The sequence below is a fragment of the Bradyrhizobium huanghuaihaiense genome, from assembly GCF_025200885.1.
In the GTDB taxonomy this organism is placed as follows: domain Bacteria; phylum Pseudomonadota; class Alphaproteobacteria; order Rhizobiales; family Xanthobacteraceae; genus Bradyrhizobium; species Bradyrhizobium huanghuaihaiense.
The window spans coordinates 7,784,573-7,804,359 of the sequence record NZ_CP104172.1; the positions used below are offsets into that span (position 1 = coordinate 7,784,573).

Sequence of the window (19,787 nt, forward strand, 5' to 3'; positions counted from 1 at the left end):
CGGGCACAACGGGGGCATACAAAATGTGGTAAGGTCAGCTATGGCCGGCTATGGCCCCATAGGCCATAACTACCCGCAAACTCTAGGATTTTTACCTCAAAACTATGGCTGGATTTGGTTGGCTTGGGCCTACGGATTGTGGTTCCCGCGCGTGGGGCTGAAGAGCTTTCCAGAGACGCTTGCTCTGGCGGACCATGAAGTCGTCCTCACCTTCGATGACGGACCGCGACCGCCGAACACGGATAGGGTGCTGGCTGCGCTCGCACAGGAATGCGCGCGAGCCACGTTCTTTCTGGTCGGCCGATCCTCGGCGGAATTTCCCGAGCTCGTGCGGCGTATGGCCGCCCAAGGCCACACGGTAGCGCACCACAGCTGGTCGCATCCAATGATGTCGAAAATCCCGTTCGAGCAGGCGAAGGAGGACATCGACCGCGGTATAGCCGCCGTTGAAATGGCGCTCAACGGTGTGTCTACCAAAATGCCCTCGACACCGTTCTTCCGGTTCCCCTACTTCGACGCGACACCTGCGACGCTCGATCTCTTGCAGGCGCGCGGAATTGTCGTGTTCGGAGCTGACCTTTGGGCGAGCGATTGGGAGAACATAACTCCAGAGCAGGAGCTCACAATCCTTATCGAGCGGCTCGAGGCCGCTCGTAAGGGCATCATTCTGCTGCATGATGCGCAGACGCGGACGGCGGCCATGCTGCCTGCGTTCCTGCGCTACCTGCATCAGAACGGGTATCGGATCGTGCATCTGGTGCCGGCTGCGGCCAGGAGCGCTGAAGCCCCATTGACGTCTTGGCACCACGCCTTGCCGCAGTGAAGGCGCGCGAGAAGTGTCGGAGATCAACTCCTGATGCAGAGACGGCTACGGACGACCTCGTGGCCTGATCGATTTGCGAAGCCTCAACGTGACGAAGCTGTCCCTGCGGCACGGCGATCATGCCGCCCTGGAGGCCCTTGCGCCAAAGCGAAACAAGAGCTGCCCCACTTCGGCGGCTGGCCTGGCGGCGCTGAACAAGAATCCTTGCACCTCGTTGCAACCCTCGGCACGAAGCCAATCGAGCTGCTCCGTGGTCTCCACCCCTTCCGCTGTCGTCGTGATGTCGAGGCTCCGGCCGAGGCCCGAGATCGCCCGCACGATGGCCCCGCAATCGGAGCGTTTCGCCAGATCCTTCACAAAGGAGCGATCAATCTTGATCTTGTCGAAGGGAAAGCTGCGCAAGTAGCTGAGGCTCGAATAGCCCGTTCCAAAGTCATCCAGCGATATGGAGACGCCGAGCTCGCGGAGCTGATGCAGGATCGCAAGATTTGCCTCCGTCTCGGCCAGAAACACCGATTCGGTGATTTCAAGCTCGAGCCGCTTCGGGACCAAGCCGGAATTCGCCAGCGCTGAAATCACCACCTGAACCAGATTGCGGCTACGGAATTGCACCGGCGACAGGTTGACCGCGACCTTGATCTCCAAAGGCCACTTTACCGCCTCGTTACAGGCTTCGCGCAGCACCCATTCTCCGAGGGGCCCGATCAGCCCGATTTCTTCCGCAAGGGGAATGAACTCGGCCGGCGAGATCATGCCCTTCGTTGGGTGCGGCCAGCGGAGAAGCGCCTCAAAACCTGAGATCTTGTCGCTCGCGATGTCAACCAGCGGCTGATAGTACAGCTCGAACTCGCTGCTGGCAAAGGCGCGGCGCAAATCAAGCTCCATCTCGCGGCGTCGCTGCACCTGCTGATCCATCTCCCGCTCGAAGAATCGATGTGTTCCGCGGCCATCCTCTTTGGCGCGATAGAGCGCCATATCGGCGTTACGCATCAGCTCGGCGCTGCTGGTGCCGTCGCCCGGTGACAGCGCGATTCCGACCGAGGCACCGATAGCGACTTGATTGCCATCAACCTCGTAAGGCGTACTCAACGTCTTGATCAGGTCGGCCGCGAATTGGCTCACATGCGTCGGCGAGGTGTCATCCGTGAGAATGATCGAAAATTCGTCGCCGCCGAGCCGTGCCGCCAGATTGTTGCCGGCCACCCTGGACCGCAGCCGGTCGGCCACTTGCTCGAGCAGGTGATCGCCGATGAGGTGGCCGAACGAATCGTTGACGTTCTTGAAGAGGTCGAGGTCGATACACAGCGCCGCGACGCTGTTGCCGGCTGCATTAGCCCTTTCGAGCGCCTCTCCGAGCCACCTCTGGTGGAGTGCGCGGTTGGCGAGGTTGGTCAACCCGTCGTGAAGTGCCATATGGGCGATGCGAGCCTCGGCCTTGCGCCGTTCGGTGATGTCGACCACCACAACCAGATAGCCCTCGCGTCCCTCGATCATGAGGCGCCGCCCAAAGGTCAGCACAGAAATCTCAGTGCCATCAGCCCTGACATGGCGCCAGGGATGTTCGGACTGAGAGATGTCGCCCGCTTCTCGCAGCGCCCGCGTATAGCTGACCCGCACGTCGTCGGGCCAGATCTCCTGAACTTTCATTCGCAGGAAGGTCTCGCGAGCATAGCCATAGTGCTGCACTGCCGCGTCATTGACCCTCACGAAGTCCATTGTCTCGGCATCTAACGCCCACATCGGCATCGGATTACTGTCGAACAGCAACCTGAACGAGGCATCCCGGCGCTTGAACGACGTAACGTCGGAAATGACCACGGACACGATGTCTCCGAAGGCACTGAGGCGCAAGCGCAGGCTCTGATCACCGTATTCGAGCTCGAACTGGTCACCGACGTCATTCGCGACCGCGGCGCCTAACCGCTCCATCACCTCTTTCGAACAAAGCAGATGGTCTGAAGTGCCGAGGCGCTGCCACAACAGACTGCCCTCTTCCACACCGAGGAGTCTTGCTGCTGCCTGATTGTGGTGCACAACTTGAAAATCAAATGGTCTGCCTGCGGGATCGCGAACGGTTGAGAGCGAGATAACGCCATCGTCGGTCTTGCAAAAGATTGCATCGATCAAATTGTATTCTGTAGCGCGCTCGTTGACATAGACGCCGACCAGCGTACCGGCCCAACGCGATAAGGTCGGCAGTGCCAGCACGTCATAGGTCCGCACCATGCCGGCGTGCACGCAATGAGCGGTTGCCAGATAGGGATGGTTGTTTGCAATCGCATTCGAGGCCGCCCCGGTGAGGGCTGTCACGCAATCTGGACGCAACGCATCCAGCGGAATGTCCCAACGGGCGTCGCCCAACCAGTTCTGCACATAACGGCCAGTGCGCGAAACGACAAACGCGTCATTGTCACACCTGAGCAGCACAAGATGATCGGCAAGCCGCCCGAGGCTCCCCAGCAGCACATTTTCGTAGCGGGGAAGCGCTTCGCCGGGCTTGAGCGCAGCCTGCCACTTGCGCCGCAGGACCGGCATGTCATTAAACAGCCTCGTATCTGATTCTGCGGATTGCTCGTTGGCAGCACTCATCACACGCCCTACAGACCTAAGCTTCCTGGGGCGGCATCAAATCCAGCTTGGCTTAATTCGCTCTTAAAAGACGAGACGATCGCGTTCGGCCCCTGCTGATCGATGCCGTTGCATGAAACATCAGGCGCGACCATCTTCAAGGCTCATAACGCAGAAAATCCGCAGGGGTAGTGGATAATTTCGACGAAAAGCGTTTGCCAGCGCCGCTGTGACGACGAGAATCTTCGAACGAATGATTTGACCGTCACGTATTCTACGAAGGAACGCTCGTCAGTTGCGCGCGAATTTTTATCGGATGTCCGATTTGTACGACTACCATTTGCCGACGGCGCAGGCGTCAGCAGATCCTCAATGTTAATTGTGCTTGAAGGACCGTCCCAGGGAGATGCGCGACAACTAAGCGCATGTTAAAGAAATGTGACGACTGCCAGCGCGAGGAGGCCACGCATGAAAAAGAGCGATGTGACGTGCTCGAAATGCGGTGCTGGTTTTGGCCGTCTTGAGCTTACGTCTGAACGTGGCTCTAAGGAAACTACCACTGCCCTGTTTGCGGCACACTGATCGAGGAGCTCGGAGCGGCCCACCTCGTGCTTTATCGCTTGACCGTACAGCCTTCCATTACCGCAATCAATAATCCGTCACGGTAGCCCGCTTGACTAAGGAGCTTTAGTGGGTTCGCTCAATTTTGGTATCTGACAGCGAGATCAGCACGCCCCTTCCCTGAAGCCACAAACAGCATGCTTGCCGACCTTCAATGGTGGGCCGTGACCGACTTGCTTGCGGGCTTTCTTGCAATTGCATCGCCTCTTTACGCCCATCCGCGCTTGGATTGATGCAAGACACTGAAGCTCATAGGCGCCTTCTTCCGGCGGGATCTCACCAGAGCACCGTACAGAATCTGCTCGACAGCTAACTCGAAGTGCATGACCACTGCACGGCCCTTTAGGATCCATTTCCGATGATCAGCGATCAATTGGCCGCCATGCGCACCCGCCGCAACCGCATCCATCGTTATCGCCATTTGCTTGAAACAAACATGACTGGACTTGAGCGCCAATATCTCGAGAGGCGCCTGTCTGAGGAGCTTCTTCTGAAGCGCGCTGACGATACGAGTCACCAATAGAGTAGGGTTTTCGGCATGTATCGCATTCATCCGCTTGCTGCGGCGTTTCCAGAAATGAGCACGACTGTTTACGACCGGCTCAAAAGCGACTTGGGGGCTCGAGGTCAGCAGCGTGCGATCGCCTTGTATGAAGGAGCCGTATCGCAAAAGGCCAACGCATTGATATCATTGGGTCGCTGGAGCGTTAAGCGTAAATGAAAGACAGATTTATCTGTGCTCTTCCATAGCAAGCCACAGAGCCTTTGGGATGCGCTGCGCTTTTCCGCCTGAGATAAACGCGCCCCTTACACGCGCTCAGACCAAGAGATCGCCGCCGGCCCTGCACTCCTGCAGCAAGCCAATCGACGCGCCTCTCACCTCTTGCGGGACCGTGACAGCGTCGAGCAGCTCGTCCAAGACTGCCGGTTTTAGAAAATCGTTTTGTCATCGAACGGGCAACGAAGTCGAAGCCAGGCGCATCGTTCCGCGTTTCCTCGAGCAGCGCTTGCTGATTGCCGAGCAGGCGCAAGTAATTCGTTCTGCCACGTTCCATGAAACGCAAAAAATTCGCGTAATAAACAATCTGGCCGGCGTCGGTATCTTCAAAGTAGACACGGACCTGCATATAGTGCCGTCCGTCTCGAACTTCGCCGTCAAGAGAGACTGACACAGCGCGGTTCCTCTTATTGCGCGTACAGGGACCCTTGTCTCACACAGAGGCGGTTTTCTGAGCAAGCGCCAAAATCTTGAGCTTGGCTCCAGCTGCCGGAAGCTGAGTCAGCGGCCTGAATGCGGCAGGCGTTGCGCTGCTGACGTCGACTTCTGACGAATATATCGAAGATCTATCGCCAACGCGTATTGGGGGCATCCAACCACAGCGCACATAAGCGGAGTTCTTGCTACTGCCGCAGCCGGATCGCTGGGATTTCGCGATGAGCGATGGCAGCCCCTTTCATCGGCAATCCATAGACCAACTATTCGCTTCCCAAGGACTCTCTACCACTGCGTAACAACGAGGGCATCCGTCGCATCGGGCGACGGTGTTGCGTCGGATCGGACCGACGGCAGCGCGCGCACGCCGCCGCCCTCCCGCGCGTTCAGGCCGGCGCACGTTAACCTCCTCCCGCAGCGTCGCTGCGGTAGCGGCTGGTCGAGGTCTGGTAGTACTGCGCGCGGATGGCCGCCATGGCCTCGATCAACGGTCCCCAGGGCGCGGGAAAGCGTTCTTTCGCTATCACCCGATCCAGCATGCGCATATGGCCGGCCAGCTCGTCGTTGAGGAACTCTACCACAGGCATAGCCGGATAGCGCTGCAGCAGCAGGATCGCCGCGTTGTCGGCCTCGCCGGCCGACCTGTCCATGTCGCGTCCATGCAGATCGTTCTGCAGGCGCCCTATCGTGGAGATGAGCCGCAGGACCTGGCGAAACGCCGGACGCGCGCGCAAGGTCGCCATGTCCAGTCCCCACAGCAACGACAGGCAACAGAACACGTTCGCGTAGGCGATCGAATCGATGCCGTTGTGCAGGTACTCGGCGTAGGACCAGCGTCCCGCCCCTGCCGCCTGCGCGTGTCCGGCGCGCAGCGCCGCGCAGTAGCACCGGGTATCGTCGAGAAGCTGAGCATAGTCGCGAGGATCGTAGGCGAGGGCGGCCAGCGAGGCGCGCAGCACAGCGCAGCCCTCGAATCCGGGGAGTGCGCACGGCACGCCCTGCCCTAGTGCCTGCTCGACTGCGGCGAGCTGCTCCGGCGCGATCAGGCCAAGGTCGTTGCAATCGTCGAGCCAGAACAGCAGCGCCAGTTCGCGATAGAACGCCACGGTCAGCGTTTCGTCCTGCGGATCGCGGCCGGTGCGGGCGCTGATGTCGTGCAGGCTCGGGTGGATGCGCTGCAGGATGTACTGGCCGCCCCTGACCGCTTCCACGGCATGCTCATCGGCGAACCCGGTCAGGGAATGCCCCCATTCCAGCACCTCCTGCAGCGCGCGTTCGGTCTGAATCATGGCGCCGCTCCTGTTCCCTCGGCCAGGACGCGCCGGCCCCAACCAAGCGCCAGCCACAGCCCGGCGAGTTCGGCCACGCGCACGACCCGGGTGGGGCAATACAGTTCCTTGCCGATCCACAGCGGAGTCTGCGGCAATGCATGCGCCGCATGGCGGGCGAGCATCCACTCCAGCGCGCGCGCCACCGCCTGCGCAATGCGCCGCCGCCCTGTCGGCTCTTCACTCCCGTCCATCACGTGCAACGCGAACAGCGCATAGGCAGTTTCCTCAAATGTGGACGCGCGACCGGCGCCCCAGCCGCCGTCGTCGCGCTGCGCCTGCAGCAGCGCCGCCAGCGCGCGCTCGTCGCGCCACCGGGGCTTGCCTTGCGCCAGCGCTGCGACCGCATGCGCGGTGGGATACAGCCACGAAACGTGCCATTTTTCGTTGTCCCAGAGACCGTGCGGGTTGCGATTGGCCTCGACGTAGGCGCTGGTGCCGGCGGCGGGCTTTCCCAACAGTCGCAACGCATGCAGGGCATGGATGTTGGTCGACACCGAGGCATTGCGCTCGCCGGGAAAGGTGACGAACAGCTCGCCGATTTCGAAATGGCGCAGCGCATCGACCGCCCGGTCGCGCCCTGCAAGGCGCAGGACGCACAACGCAACGGCGGTGTCGTCCGCATCTGCCGCGAACTGCACGGCCGGGCCCAGACCGCGCAAGCCCAGGCGGGCGTCGAGCTGCGCGACGATCACGCGCACCGCCTCTGCTAGCGCGGGATGCGCGAACAGACCGGCCAGATGCAAGGTGTACAGCGACCAGCATGGCTCGAACACATTGATCGGCCAAACGTTGGGAACGACACCTTCGATGCCGCTGCGCGTCGCTCGCGATGCCGCCTGCAGATAGGCGTCGGCGCGCCCGACCTGCGGCGTGCTCCCCTCTGTCAAGGCGTGCGCACGCCACGCGGCGGTGGCCGCCGGACTGATGCCGATGCTGCCGTCATCATCTGGCCATGCGGTCGTCGGCGACGTCCCCCAGGCTTCCCAGGAGTGCAGCAACGGATGGCCGCTCGGCAACGTCGCCACGGCCCCCAGCTTGACCCGCGCTTGCCGCAACGGCAACAGCGCCGGGTGGCGCGGAAACGCCACGCCGCCCGGCAAGGATGCGGCCTCGTCGCAAAACCGCGGCAGGATCAGCTCCGCGGCGATCGGCGCGTCGTCCGGCACCGCATGCGCATAGGGATCGGGCTGGCGCTGGAGGAACCGCGTTGCAGCCTGGACAGCGTCGGCAGCGCCGGGAAGAGAATCGACACGCTGCAATGCCAGCAACGCCGCCCATGTCGGCGCATGACGGAACAGCGGGAAGTCCGCGCTTGCCCATCCGCCATCGGCCTGTTGCTGCGCGATGAGCCACGCGTATGCGTCCTGCCGACCGGTCACGTTGCCGTGGAACTGCAGGGCTCGCGCCGTGTCGTAGACGGATGGACCGACGCTGCCGCCATCGCGCATCTCGCTCAGCAGGTGGCGCAATTCGGAAAGGATCTGTTCAGCCAGCGCGTTCACGCGGGATGTTCCTTCTGCAGATGGTTGACAGGAACCAGGATCGGGCAGACGCCGCGCACGTGGGCGCAGGCCCGTCGCGGCCGTGCTGGGCAACCGCTGCGATCGGCGCCACGGATTCGGACAACATGCACCGCTGCCGCCGGCCGATCGCAGCGGCACAGGGGCGACTCCATCCGTACCGGCGCGCTCATGCACATGGTGCGTGCTTGAACAGATACGCGTTGGCCCGCTGCAGGATCTGCGCCAACCGTCCCCCACGCGGCCCCAACGGGGCGACGGCCTCCCCGGCGTCGCGCAACAGATCCGTCACGAACTGCCGCGCTGCCTGCAGCCCCATGATCGACGCGCAGGTCGGCTTCCGCGCCGCCGCGTCCTTGCCGGGGGTCTTGCCCAGCGTCGCGGTATCCGCTGTCGCGTCGAGAATGTCGTCGATCACCTGCAAAGCCAGGCCGAAACAGGCGCTGTAGCGATCGAGCGCACAGTACAGCGCAGCGTGCGCGGCATCCTCCGCGATGGCGCATAGCGCGCCCATGCGAACGGATGCGCGCACTAGTGCTCCGCATTTCATCCGGTGCATCACCAGGATCCTGTCCAGCTCGACGTGCTTTCCAACCAGCGACAGATCCATGGCCTGCCCGCCCGCGGCACCCTCGGCGGACACCGCCTGCGCCAGTTCGCGCACGAGCGCGATACGGTTGTCGCCCGGCGCATCCAGGCTCGCCAGGGTCAGGAAGGCGTGCGCCTGCAGCGCATCGCCGACCAGGATCGCGGTGGCTTCGCCGAACTTGACGTGCACGGTTGGAAGGCCGCGGCGAAGTACGTCGTCGTCCATCGCGGGCAGATCGTCGTGGACCAACGTACAGGCGTGCATCATCTCGATGGCGGCACCGACGTCATCGAGCATGTGCGCCGGCGTGTCGGCCAGTGCGCCGGCAGCCAAACAGAGCAAGGCGCGGGTGCGCTTGCCGCCATGCAAGGTGGCGTAGCGCATCGCCGCCATCAGCTCGGTCTCACCGTCGTCTTCGGCGCAGAGAAGACGCGCCAGCGCCTGTTCGACCCGCTTTGCGCCGTCCTGCATCCAGATCTCGGGCAGCAGCCTGCCGGATGCGCCGCGGGCCTGCGCGCCCAATCCGCCGTTCGCGGAAACGCCAGCTCGGTCGTCGTGTGGCGTGGAACCGGTCTGCATGTTGTTCATGTCCTTGTACCTGCCAGGAGACGACCAGGGGCAGCGGCGAGCCGCCGCGGTGTTGCCGGCCTCGCGCCGAGTGCAGCAATGCAGCGCGTCGCCGGCGCCGCGGCCTCACCACCCGGGACATGCGATGCCAGCTCATGAGAATCCGATGCGGATAGTCATCGACGGATATGCGGTCGGGTAATAGCGCCGGCCTTTTTCGACGCCGCTCAGCAACCGCGGCCGCACCCCGGCCTCGTGCATGGTCAGCGCCAAAGCGATACAGAACTGCACCAGTTCCAGCCATGCCAGGTGGTAGCCCATGCAGACGTGTGGGCCGGTACCGAACTGGAGCATGTCCACCGGCCGGATCGGCTCGGTGCGTTGCAGCCACCGCGCCAGCCGAAACTGATCAGGCGCCTCGTGAAGCAACGCCGAGGTCGAGAAATGCAGCAGCGGGATGCACAAGTCGGTGCCGGCAGGAATGCACCATTGGCCAAGTCGCAATTCACGCAGTGCGCGACGCACTAGGAGCGGCGTCGCCGGATGCACGCGCAGCGTCTCGCGGAACAGCGCCTCGGCGACCGGGCACTGCGCCAGGTCCGCGTGCCGGGTCGGCACCGCGCCTACCCGTTGCGCCTCCTCGACCAGGGCGTCCCACAGCCCAGGCTGCCGCGCTAGCTCGATCACCATCCAGGCCATCGTCGAGGCGGTGGTGTCGTGACCACCAAGCAGCAGCAAGCGGATATTGGCGACCAGGACGTCATCGGAAAGCGCATCGTCGCTGCGATCGAAGGCGCTCACCATGTCGTTGATCAACCCGGTGCGCGAGGCATGTTCGCGCGCGGCGCAGACAAACTGGCGCAACCGCGCATCGATCCAGTCGCGGGCGGCACGGCCGCGCCGCAAGGGCAGTCCGGGCAGGTCGACCGGGGGCGCGACGATCAACTGCAGCAATTGCCGGTACTTGCGATGCCATCCCGGCAGGTCCTGCGCGGGGATTCCCATGAGACTGAAGATGAGCTTGAGCATCAGATCGCCGGTTTCGCGCAGGATGGTGACGTCGCCCCGGTCGCGCCACCTCTGCACCCGCGCCCGGATGACGGGCGCGAACAGCTCGCCGATGCCGGCCTGGGTCAGCCCCTTGGGCAGAAGCGCCGCCTGGATCGCATCGCGCGCCTGCCGGTGCGCGCTGCCGTCCTGGGCGACCAACGTTCCGCCAAACAATTCGGGCGCGATGTCTTCGATCAGCGCCGAGGACACATCCTTGTGCCGGAGCAGTGTGAGAGCATCCGGATCCAGACTGGTCATCAGGTGTCCGGCAGGGCCGAAATCTAGCCAGAAGTGGCTGCCCAGCGTCCGTTCCGCGCGCCGCAGCAGGCGCGGCAGGTCGCAGACGACGGCGGGAAGATGCCCGACCAGCGGGAAAGCGCCGGGCACGACCGGGATGTCGTGCCGCAGCCGATGCCGACGGTTCAGCGGGTTGAGCAGCATGTCCATCAGCAGCGCGGCGCCGCGTCCGCTTCGGCGGTCTCGCCGGCAGGCCGCGCGGCGCGGCTGTTGCCACCGTCGGCGTACGTCGGCACATGCGCCAGCATGCCGCCGTCGATGCACACGACCTGGCCGGTGATGAACGCAGCATCGTCGGAGAGCAGGAACGCCACCAGCCCGGCCACGTCCTCGGGGCGGCCGACGCGCGGCAGGAGCTGGTGGCGGCGCAGATGGGTTTGCATGCACGCGTCCAGCTTGGCGAGGAGCCGCTCGGTCATGATGAGACCCGGCGCAACCGCATTGCAGCGGATCTGCGCATGACCGTACTGGGTGGCGAGTGAGGCCGACAGCATGTTCATCGCCGCCTTCGACGCGGCGTAGGATGTCAGCGCAGTGTCACCGCTGAGGCCCTGGCACGACGACATGTTGACGATCGCGCCACCGCCGCGGGCGATCATCCGGGGGATGGCCTGCCGGCAGCAGAGCAGCGTGCCACGCAGATTGGTCGCCATGGTCTGATCCCAGACTGCTAGGTCCAGCTCGAGGATCGCGCGGTCGCGCGGGGTCAGATGCATCGCGCTCGCGTTGTTCACCAGCAGGTCGACCCCGCCGAAGTGCCGCTCCGCCGTCTCGAACAACGCTGCCACCGCCTGCGCATCGGCGATGTCGATCGCCAGGGCGAGCGCGTGGTCCGCTTCGGCCGCGATCTGCGCGGTGCAGGCGATGGCCGCCGAGCCATCAATGTCGGCCACCACCACTCTGCCGCCCTCGCGCGCGATGGCGAGGGCGCATGCCTTGCCGATGCCGGCGCCGGCGCCGGTCACCACGGCCACTTTGCCTTCAAATCGCCCCATCGTGTCATCCTAGATTGTGCTGGTCTTTCGCGGCATGCCGCTCGGCCTCCGCTGGAGAACACGCAGGGTCGGCGCTGCCGCGCTCGCCATTGCCAGCGTCGCTTTCGATGACCCGAATGGCGGCGACCGGGCACTGGCTGGCCGCGAGCCGCACGGCGGCGCGCAGCGCCTGAGGGACCGTCGCCACGCACACTTCGGCGACGCCGTCCGGTTCGCGCTGGCGAAAGGTGCCCGGCAGCGTCAGCACGCACTGCCCGCTGGTTCCGCACAGATCCTGGTCGACCATGACGCGCATCTCAGCTCCCTCGCGCATGCAGCCGCACCGGCAGCGCGCGGAACGTCCGAAGGAACGCCGAGGGCTCCCGGGTCGGCTGCTCGGCCAATGCCAGCGTGGGGAAGCGGGCCTGGATCTGCGGCAGGCTCTCGGCCAACTGCACCCGGGCCAGTTGCGCACCGAGGCAGAAGTGAATGCCGTGGCCGAAGCTCAGTATGATCTGCCCGTCGGTCGACATGCCTGGGCTGGCGCCGTAGAACCGCGCGGGATCGAAGCGATCGGGATCGGCGAAGGCGTCCGGGTCGCGATTGCCGGACGCGATCAGCACGCGCACGTCCGCGTTCTTCGGGATCACCACGCCGCCCAGTTCGATGTCGCGCTGGGCGATGCGCGGGATGGAGCTGAACATGGCGGGCGCGTCGCAGCGCAGGACTTCTTCGACGAATGCCTTCACCCCCGCGGCGTCTGCCTGCAGCCAGTGCCGCTGTTGGGGATACGCCAGCATCGCCAGGACGGCATGGTCGATGCTCGCAGCAGTGGTGGTGAAGCCGCCCAGAAGCATGCCCCAAAGCATGCTGATCAACTCCGCATCCGACAGCCTGTCGGCATCATCGTCATGGGCGCCGACCAGCATCGACACGATGTCGTGGCTGGGATTGGTGCGCTTGCACTGTATGAGGTCGCCGAAGTAGGCCTGCACTCTGGCGCTGGCCGCGTCCGCCGCGGCGAGCTGGGAATCGCTGGCGTGCGGGCTCAGGCCTTCCAGAATGGCGCCGATGCCGGGGGCGAGCCTGAAGATGTCGTCCTGGGGCATGCCGAACAGTTCGGCGAAAACCAGCATGGGCAAGGCCAGCGCGAATTCCCGATGCAGGTCCACCGCCTCCCCGCGCTCCAGCGCGGGCGCCATGCCGTCCAGTCGCGCTGCGACGATGCGCGCGATGCTCGGCCGCAGGTTGTCGATCTGGCGCATGGTGAAATCGCGCGAGATCAGCCGGCGCAGACGCGTATGCGCCGGTGGGTCCTTCATCGCCAGTGTGGACGCCAGCAGATTGAGCGACAGGCTTCTCGCCGCACGCGGGAAATAGCGCGCCAGTTCGCCCGGCGCCGGTCCCCGAAACGCATCGCCCGTGGCCTTGAACGCCCAGGAGATGTCGGCGTGGCGGCTCAACAGAAAGAGGCCCGACGCCGCGCGATGCACCGGATCGTGCTCGCGCAACCACCGCATGACCGGATACGGGTCGTGGGTGCAGGTTGGCGACGCCAGTTCGGCGAACGCGTCCCGGCATGCTGCCGTGGTTTCTTGCACGTCCATCCTCGTTACCTGTTGGCTGGCTGATCCGACCGGCTCGCGCCATGCCCGCCGGCAAATTGCGGAGAAGATCGCGATTCCCGGCGGCGTCCGCCACATCGCCAGAGCACCGGAAACTCCTCGAACCCGCCAGGACGATCGCCTTGCGCAACTTCAGTTCTTCGGGCGCCACGGCCAGGCGGAGCGCGGGAAAGCGCTGGAAGATCGAACCGAACACCGCCTTGAGCTCCAGCTTGGTCGGCGCGGTGCCCGTCCCGAAGACCATGCACTGCGATTGGTGATGATGCGTGAACAGAGCAAATCGCGTGCCGAAGTGAATTCGCAGGCTCAGCAGGCACTCCGTAGCGGCGTGTAGTGTCAGGTTTCTGGCATTGAGTCTCAATGCCGACAACCGGCGCAGCAAGTGCCCGACAAAGGCCCGCTCTCGCGCTGAATGTGCGGGGCAGCCCAAGCGATATTTCAAGCATCCTGATTGGCTGCAACCGGTGTGGTTCGCAGGAAACACCCGATGTCGGCGGTAGCTATCCGGAAAACGAAGCTCGCCTCTCCGACATTCCGCTGAGTTGGATGGCGCATGCGGCCGAGAGCTTTCCCGACGGCAAGACGCCCGACGGCTTCGGCATCAAGGCAGACGATAGATTCCTAAAGCTGACTCCGGATCCGCTTGGTCCGTAGCACGACGAGTGCGACCCGGTCGCTTGCGGGGGTAAGCCAAGTGGACCCCAAGGGTTACGTCAAGTGCAGAGCTAGGCAGTCCTTCATCCGGCGATACTTGAGCAATTCGCCGCGAAGGGGAGGTGCAGCATTACTAGGAATACGGTGCCTATACGTCAAACACCCTCATGGTTTGGCTTCGCGCGCTGCGCACTCTGCGCATTGCGTTCGTTGTGATGTCGATCATCTTCGGCGTGCTTCCCAAGCCGAGAAATCTTAAAAGGCGACAACAAGTACGAACACCTCACGGCTACCATGGCGCTGGTCGCCGGCATCGTGCCGGCGGTTTACGCGGCGTTGAAACTGGATGAGCATCTGCCGACGGCCATGCGGCTCGCTGGTGAATACAAGAACCTATCCTTTTCGGGGACCTCGCCGCAAAGGTCCTTACAAGCCATTCGACGTGTTCGAGGCCGAACACAAGGAAGCCCGGGCTCGATTAGAGAATGCCAACAAGGAGGCGTATACTCCGCCGGGGTGGTGCTTCAAGCGCGCCAGGGCGAAATCCGAGCCGGGCACTAACGTTCGGGGACGATCCGCCGAGATAAGGAAAGGCGTCCTCACGGTCTGGGCCGCGAGATCGATTGATTTCACCAGCGACAAGCTGACGGACAACAATCCGCCACAAACCGATCAACGATTCTAAGTTCCGTAAAGGAGGCTCCACGAACCACGATTCGATGACTGGGTGAGGAACTCCCGGCCTGATCCGCGGTAGATCCTTGGTGTCGATCGAAAGGAGAGCGTGTCCCCACGAGTGACTATTTGGTCGTCGTGCCAATGGCGGATGGTCGGTGCTTCTTCGTAGACTGAATGGGTAATCCACGGACGGAATTGGCCGAGCGCCTGCTGCTTGCTGAGAAGACAATCTTTACTCAGCTTGGTCGCCGGCGACGCCTGAAGCGACTGCGGCGGCGCCAAGCGTCCTATGCTGCTCGGTCGAGGCGTTATCGATCACATAGGACGAGCGGGATCCGGTGCGCGAGACCGTCACGGAGAGAAATCAGGTTCGCCGACCAGTCCTTGTTGCCGTCTCGGAACGCCTTGAACTCGGCACTAAACGAGTTGCGGACGTAGGGCTTGCCAGATCCAGGCGAGGTTTTTCGAGGCAACCGAAAGCGTTCATGACGAAGCTTTGGATATCGAATACGTCCGACCAGCGGGATGGGCCTCATTCTCAAGACTCTGTCGGGAGACCAGCCCTGTGCTTCGGACCAACCCTCAGCGAACACTCGGAGCAGCCGAGCCTGTATTCGTGTCGCCGCGACAACTTCTGCGCGTCGAAGTCGAGCCTGCCGCCGCTATCCGCAGGCTCGTTTCGCAATGAGGTTGATCGACCGGCTCGAACTTGAACACGATCTGGCCATCGGGCGAAGTCATCATCGCTCCTGCGGCGACCGTCGCCAGCAGATTATATTGAGGTCGTGCGCGACGCCGGCTGTGCTACGAGGGCACAAGGTTAACTCTGAAATGCGTTTTTTTGATCTCATCGGGCGTTTGGCGGCCGCAATGCTCTTTCTAACGCGCGGAGTGTTGATTCTTTCTCCCAAAATTTGTCATTTTCATTCCTTTTGCAATGCAGATCAGCATGTCAGCACTCATCGGCCTGCTCCGGTCCTCCATCTTCGAAAGTGAGTACAGATGAACTTCGTCTCGATGAATCAGGTGGGACAACAAACCAATGGCGTGGACGCGCAAGATGCCTCTCCGGCTGACTCATCGGCAGAGGCGGCGGCCTTTCAGCGGCAGCTGGGCGAGATCGTTGTCCCGTCGGCTCCCGTGCTCATCCAGGTCCGCGCCCATCAAGCGGATGCATCGCGATCTGAGGCCCATGCCGGAGAGGATGAGGCGGTGCTGGGCGCTTCAGCGCTCCAGACCGTTCAGTCAAATTGGGTCTTGGTAGGCCGCAGCAAGGAGCCGCTTTATGCTACGGATGCGCGCCTTATTTCCGGTCTTAAGCAGGCGCTCCTTGGAGCCGCCGAGAGCACCGCCACGAGCTACGTCGGTTATCTGCTCAGCTTGAGCCGCTGGCTCTTTGCAAAGGACAAGCCGGGCATCGCTGATCGGCTTCATGACGAGTCGATGGACAAGGATGTCGAGGAGTTCATAACCAAAGGTGGGACGGCGAACGTCCGTTGGGCACTAGCTCATCTGCGGACCTCTCAATTGACGGGGGGAGCCGTACCGATCGCAGGCCGCCCTGACCTGACTCCTTATCCCAAGGACGGAACTCTCATCAAAGAATACAGACAGCAAGCAGTGGCGGCCGGAACTTCAAGTACCGCCAAAACCTATGCATCCATTCTCACGGATTTCAGCCACTACCTTCGTGCAAACAACAAGCCTGGCATTGCTGCTCGGCTTCAGGACGAGACATGGAACGAGGACGAACCGCTGAATGAAGAGATCAAGCGCTACAAGGACGCCGGGGGTAACAAAAGTATCGGCGCGGCACTTGATCATCTCCGTAATGGAGCGAGAAAACTCAACGGTCCGCCTTTTCATCCCGAAGACGCGCCCTTGATTTCCGGACTTCAAGAAGCACTCGTTAAGGCTGGGTACGAGGAGATCACCGCTAAGACGAATTATGTTCGTCCTCTTCGCAGATTCAGCCGGTGGCTCTTCGAACAAAACAAGCCGGGAGTGGCTGCTCGGCTTAACGACGAATCGCTCAGCAGCGACGCTGCGATCTTCGATCAAAGTCCCAGGCACCTCGTTCTTACCGCACTAGATCGTCTCCGCGCCTCTCAGTCGCCGGGCGGAGTCGCGTCAATCACTGTCCGGGCAGAGGGCATTGAGGCCGCGGCCAAGCAGGGCTGGTCGCAGCCCGCCTTCAGTTGGCCAGCGGCACTCGCTGAGGGGGATGATCGAGATTTATTCTTTGGGACGGTCGACGAAGCCGGTGCATCGTCGTGTCTTCAGCCACCGCGGCACGGCCTGGCATTGAATCCTACAGAGTCCCCTCATCCCGTGAACTGGCGCCACCAGGACGACGAGCTGACGGATGAACGTTACCGCAACATCCTCATGCCAGGCGAGCAGATTCCCATCATGCGGGCGAGTGGGCACCCATCTACGCCGCCTCCGCACGGTCAAGGCGGTAGAACGATGCTGAATGCCTCGGCGCTACCGCCCGGCCATGCAAATTTGGTTTTCGCAGGTAGCAGCCTAGATCCTGTTTATTGCGAAGATGCCTCTCTTATTGAGGGGCTGAGGCCCGCACTCATCAAAGCTGGGGCCTCCGAGAGCACGGTCGGTCGCAATCTACGTGGTCTTCTCAGCTTGGGGCATTGGCTCGTGAAGAACGACAAGCCGGGCATTGCTTCCCGGCTTTTCGACAAGTCGCTGGACAAGGATGCCCAGGAGTTCGCCGAGCAGGAGGGGCAGGCCATCGCTACCCCACTGGATCATCTTCGAGCCTCCCAATCGCCGGGCGGCATCATGCCGTTTGCAAGCCGGGTTGAGCGGAATCCCTATCCCCAGGATGCGGATCTCATCAAAAGGTACAAGGAAGAAGCACCCCCGAGCACCGCCAACACCGCCAGGAGCTATGCAACTCTTCTTATCGATTTCAGTGATTACCTCCGTGAAAACGATAAGCCCGGCATTGCTGCTCGGCTTGGCCACGGCTCGCTGGATGAAGATGTCAATCGGTATAAGGAGGCGGACCCCCATGGCCGCAGTAAAGCCCGAGCCGCACTGGCTCATCTCCTGAAGTCGCCGGCGGGTGCTACAGCGATCGAACTCCTGCGTCATATTTGCCCCCTGCCTGATCTCGAAGACGCGGTTCGCGCCGAGATGAAGCCGACCCTCTCCGCGACTGCGCAGCACAGCGGGTCGAACGGAGCTGTCAGCTGGCCGGAGCTTCTGCCTGCGAACCAGCAGGATCTGTCTTTAGAGACGATGGACGGACCCAGCTCCTCGCCGCCTCCGCAGGGCGACGCGGTTGAGCGGCCGCTGATGCAGATCCCATCCCATCAACTGGCGACGTTACCAGCGCAGAGACAAGCTCCGGTGTCGTCGCCGGACGAGCTGATCGGCGAGCAGCTTCCGGCCGAAGACGCGGAGCTCTTGACGAGGTTTCGCGTGCACGCCGAGCGGCGCAAGCTTACCCCAGGGGCCATCAACAACAATGTTTCCGGACTTGGGGCTTTTGTCCGCTGGGTCAACGCAAGTCATCGGGGCCCTGTAGCTTCTCGGCTGCGAGACGGTTCATCGCTCGATGAGGAAATAGCGAAGTACAGGAGCTTGGGCCGTGACCCCCAGAACCGCATTAGATCGGCTGTGGACGTTCTCCGGCGGCTGCTGCGTGGGGGGGAAGAAGTCGAAGCACCCGAACCCCGCGTCCTCGGTGCCCCCCGTCGCCTAGTTCCTCATCCAGAAGATGCGCCCCTCATCGAGGGCGCGCTGAGCCAAGCTCTGAAAGATCTTAATAATCCGACTGTGAAGCTGAGGCAGTCTGCGCAACAGCGGGCGAGGCGTCTTCGCGCGCTGAGTGCGTGGCTTAGAGAGAAAGGCAAAGGGAGCATCATCGGGCGGCTAAACGGCTCGAGCAGGGAGCAGGTATCCCTCGACAATGACGTGGTAGCATTCCAACGGACTGGAGGCAGAGTACACGGTCCGGATCTGTCGCATCTTCGCAGCTACTTGAAACTCGTCGAGGCGAACCGAGAGCTGGGGCTGCCAGGCCCTGAGCAGCCGCGCTCGCCGGCCGCGCAGGGCGATCGGTTTTCCGGCTCTTCGCGCGATCTTCCCTCAACGCCGGCCAGCCTAAGCGCTGGAGCTTGGGTTTGGTTGAGTGAACAGCTGCAAGAACCAGGATCACCATCCAGGCCCGCGTCAAATGCTAAGGGCAGGCTTGAGCCATTTGTTGATCTGAATGCGCCACCGCCGTCCGAGTTGCGCGAGGATGCTCACTTTGCGCCTGCCGATCCTGCCAGGGTTCGCTCAGACACCTACGCTGGTCTTGAGCCATTTGTTGATCTGAATGCGCCAACGCCCTCCGACTTGCGGGACGATGCTCACTTTGCGCCAGCCGATCCTGCCAGGGCTCGCTCAGACACCTACGCTGGTTCTGTATCAGTTGTTGGTCGGGATGCGCCCAGACCGCAGGTGATTGATCTAAATCCGCCCACGTTGCAGGAGCTGCGTGATGATGCTCGTTCTGCGCCCTTCCCGCGCACATCCGACGATGCTCAAATCGGGGCTATGGATCCGACAGCCTTCTCCTACGGCCGCAGCAAACTAGAGCTCGGTGCCAAGGAATGGCTGGGCGACAAGCATATCAACAGGGATTACGAGCTCCTGGCGGAGGAGTTGCGGCGGAGCCGTCCGGAACTCGCCGCCCTGACGCAGCTGGTGGACCCCCTAATAGCTCACTATCAACTGCGCTTCGGCGCCGAGCCCGACATGCTCCGCGCGTTCCAGCGCATCGTCTACGATTCAAATGGTAATGATACGGCCGACTTCCTGTTCCTGCCAGTGAACGACGCTATGGATCCTAATCGCCTCGGCACGCACTGGTCGCTGCTGCTCCTTGATCGCCACACGCGAGGAGAGCCAGTTGCCTATCACTACGACTCTGTCCGGGGACACAACCACGAGGCGGCAGCGCACCTCGCACGACGGCTGCGCGCCCGCCTGGAGTCACCCAACATGGCCCAGCAGCGGAACAGCTATGATTGTGGCGTCTTTGTGGTGGACGGCACGCGGGCGCTGGTTCGACGATTGGCCCAAGGAGAGCGGCCAGGGCACGAGTTGCTGCACCTTGACAACCTCGTCGCCAATCGGCGGTCCCTCCAGGACCGGCTTCGAGCTCATCCCGGCTTAGGCTAATGGAGCGCGAAGCGGCCGCGAGACTGAGGACTTTCTCCGCAATGCCCACCTCGACGTTCCAGCGACCGTCGAGGCGCTGCG

At 62.7% G+C, this 19,787-nt stretch carries 13 protein-coding genes and 2 pseudogenes; 5 read left to right on the forward strand and 10 right to left on the reverse strand.

The window, feature by feature from the left end; genetic code table 11:
- Positions 1–40 precede the first annotated feature (40 nt).
- Positions 41–823 carry a polysaccharide deacetylase family protein gene (locus N2603_RS36795; protein WP_260385998.1) on the forward strand — a complete coding sequence of 261 codons (783 nt, stop codon included), beginning with the start codon at positions 41–43 and terminating at the stop codon, positions 821–823.
- Positions 824–940: 117 nt separating this feature from the next.
- Here N2603_RS36795 and N2603_RS36800 read toward each other — a convergent pair whose 3' ends face one another.
- A complete protein-coding gene (locus N2603_RS36800) occupies positions 941–3,412 on the reverse strand; it encodes a putative bifunctional diguanylate cyclase/phosphodiesterase (RefSeq protein ID WP_260385999.1) in 2,472 nt (823 codons plus the stop codon).
- 958 nt (positions 3,413–4,370) lie between these two features.
- On the opposite strand from N2603_RS36800, the gene N2603_RS36805 reads away from it, so the two are divergent.
- Positions 4,371–4,535, forward strand: coding sequence for a hypothetical protein (locus N2603_RS36805; RefSeq protein ID WP_260386000.1), 165 nt, complete (start codon positions 4,371–4,373; stop codon positions 4,533–4,535).
- A 15-nt stretch (positions 4,536–4,550) separates the two neighbouring features.
- Positions 4,551–4,733, forward strand: a complete 183-nt coding sequence (locus N2603_RS36810; protein WP_260386001.1) for a hypothetical protein — start codon at positions 4,551–4,553, stop codon at positions 4,731–4,733.
- Positions 4,734–4,742: 9 nt separating this feature from the next.
- Here N2603_RS36810 and N2603_RS36815 read toward each other — a convergent pair.
- From N2603_RS36815 to N2603_RS36855, 9 genes and pseudogenes are all read right to left on the reverse strand, one after another.
- Positions 4,743–5,184 (reverse strand): annotated as a pseudogene (locus N2603_RS36815) (YbgC/FadM family acyl-CoA thioesterase).
- A gap of 442 nt (positions 5,185–5,626) precedes the next feature.
- Positions 5,627–6,514, reverse strand: coding sequence for a terpene synthase family protein (locus N2603_RS36820; protein ID WP_260386002.1), 888 nt, complete (start codon positions 6,512–6,514; stop codon positions 5,627–5,629).
- Positions 6,511–8,058, reverse strand: coding sequence for a hypothetical protein (locus tag N2603_RS36825; RefSeq protein WP_260386003.1), 1,548 nt, complete (start codon positions 8,056–8,058; stop codon positions 6,511–6,513). Before N2603_RS36825 ends, N2603_RS36820 begins: the two co-directional genes overlap by 4 nt.
- Before the next feature lie 187 nt (positions 8,059–8,245).
- The gene (locus N2603_RS36830) at positions 8,246–9,244 is read right to left on the reverse strand and encodes a polyprenyl synthetase family protein (protein WP_260424345.1); all 999 of its coding nucleotides are present in this window, start codon (positions 9,242–9,244) and stop codon (positions 8,246–8,248) included.
- 141 nt (positions 9,245–9,385) lie between these two features.
- Positions 9,386–10,729, reverse strand: coding sequence for a cytochrome P450 (locus N2603_RS36835; RefSeq protein ID WP_260386004.1), 1,344 nt, complete (start codon positions 10,727–10,729; stop codon positions 9,386–9,388).
- The gene (locus tag N2603_RS36840; RefSeq protein WP_260386005.1) at positions 10,729–11,574 is read right to left on the reverse strand and encodes an SDR family oxidoreductase; all 846 of its coding nucleotides are present in this window, start codon (positions 11,572–11,574) and stop codon (positions 10,729–10,731) included. Before N2603_RS36840 ends, N2603_RS36835 begins: the two co-directional genes overlap by 1 nt.
- A gap of 4 nt (positions 11,575–11,578) precedes the next feature.
- Positions 11,579–11,869, reverse strand: coding sequence for a ferredoxin (locus N2603_RS36845; RefSeq protein WP_260386006.1), 291 nt, complete (start codon positions 11,867–11,869; stop codon positions 11,579–11,581).
- A 1-nt stretch (position 11,870) separates the two neighbouring features.
- Complete coding sequence (locus N2603_RS36850; protein ID WP_260386007.1) at positions 11,871–13,160, reverse strand: cytochrome P450; 1,290 nt, start codon at positions 13,158–13,160, stop codon at positions 11,871–11,873.
- Between the two features lie 5 nt (positions 13,161–13,165).
- Positions 13,166–13,392: pseudogene (locus N2603_RS36855) on the reverse strand (cytochrome P450); the annotation flags it as partial.
- 146 nt (positions 13,393–13,538) lie between these two features.
- Between N2603_RS36855 and N2603_RS45020 the strand changes: the two are divergent.
- Together N2603_RS45020 and N2603_RS36865 are read left to right on the forward strand one after the other, a co-directional pair.
- Positions 13,539–13,832 carry a hypothetical protein gene (locus N2603_RS45020; protein ID WP_425248942.1) on the forward strand — a complete coding sequence of 98 codons (294 nt, stop codon included), beginning with the start codon at positions 13,539–13,541 and terminating at the stop codon, positions 13,830–13,832.
- A gap of 1,680 nt (positions 13,833–15,512) precedes the next feature.
- The gene (locus N2603_RS36865) at positions 15,513–19,706 is read left to right on the forward strand and encodes a C48 family peptidase (RefSeq protein ID WP_260386008.1); all 4,194 of its coding nucleotides are present in this window, start codon (positions 15,513–15,515) and stop codon (positions 19,704–19,706) included.
- The last annotated feature ends 81 nt before the right edge of the window (positions 19,707–19,787 follow it).

Coding starts and splice junctions, on each gene's coding strand:
- N2603_RS36795 (WP_260385998.1), top strand. CDS start 41: ATGGCCGGCTATGGCCCCATAGGCCATAACTACCCGCAAACTCTAGGA.
- N2603_RS36800 (WP_260385999.1), bottom strand. CDS start 3,412: ATGAGTGCTGCCAACGAGCAATCCGCAGAATCAGATACGAGGCTGTTT.
- N2603_RS36805 (WP_260386000.1), top strand. CDS start 4,371: ATGATCAGCGATCAATTGGCCGCCATGCGCACCCGCCGCAACCGCATC.
- N2603_RS36810 (WP_260386001.1), top strand. CDS start 4,551: ATGTATCGCATTCATCCGCTTGCTGCGGCGTTTCCAGAAATGAGCACG.
- N2603_RS36820 (WP_260386002.1), bottom strand. CDS start 6,514: ATGATTCAGACCGAACGCGCGCTGCAGGAGGTGCTGGAATGGGGGCAT.
- N2603_RS36830 (WP_260424345.1), bottom strand. CDS start 9,244: ATGCAGACCGGTTCCACGCCACACGACGACCGAGCTGGCGTTTCCGCG.
- N2603_RS36835 (WP_260386004.1), bottom strand. CDS start 10,729: ATGGACATGCTGCTCAACCCGCTGAACCGTCGGCATCGGCTGCGGCAC.
- N2603_RS36840 (WP_260386005.1), bottom strand. CDS start 11,574: ATGGGGCGATTTGAAGGCAAAGTGGCCGTGGTGACCGGCGCCGGCGCC.
- N2603_RS36845 (WP_260386006.1), bottom strand. CDS start 11,869: ATGCGCGTCATGGTCGACCAGGATCTGTGCGGAACCAGCGGGCAGTGC.
- N2603_RS36850 (WP_260386007.1), bottom strand. CDS start 13,160: ATGGACGTGCAAGAAACCACGGCAGCATGCCGGGACGCGTTCGCCGAA.
- N2603_RS45020 (WP_425248942.1), top strand. CDS start 13,539: ATGCCGACAACCGGCGCAGCAAGTGCCCGACAAAGGCCCGCTCTCGCG.
- N2603_RS36865 (WP_260386008.1), top strand. CDS start 15,513: ATGAACTTCGTCTCGATGAATCAGGTGGGACAACAAACCAATGGCGTG.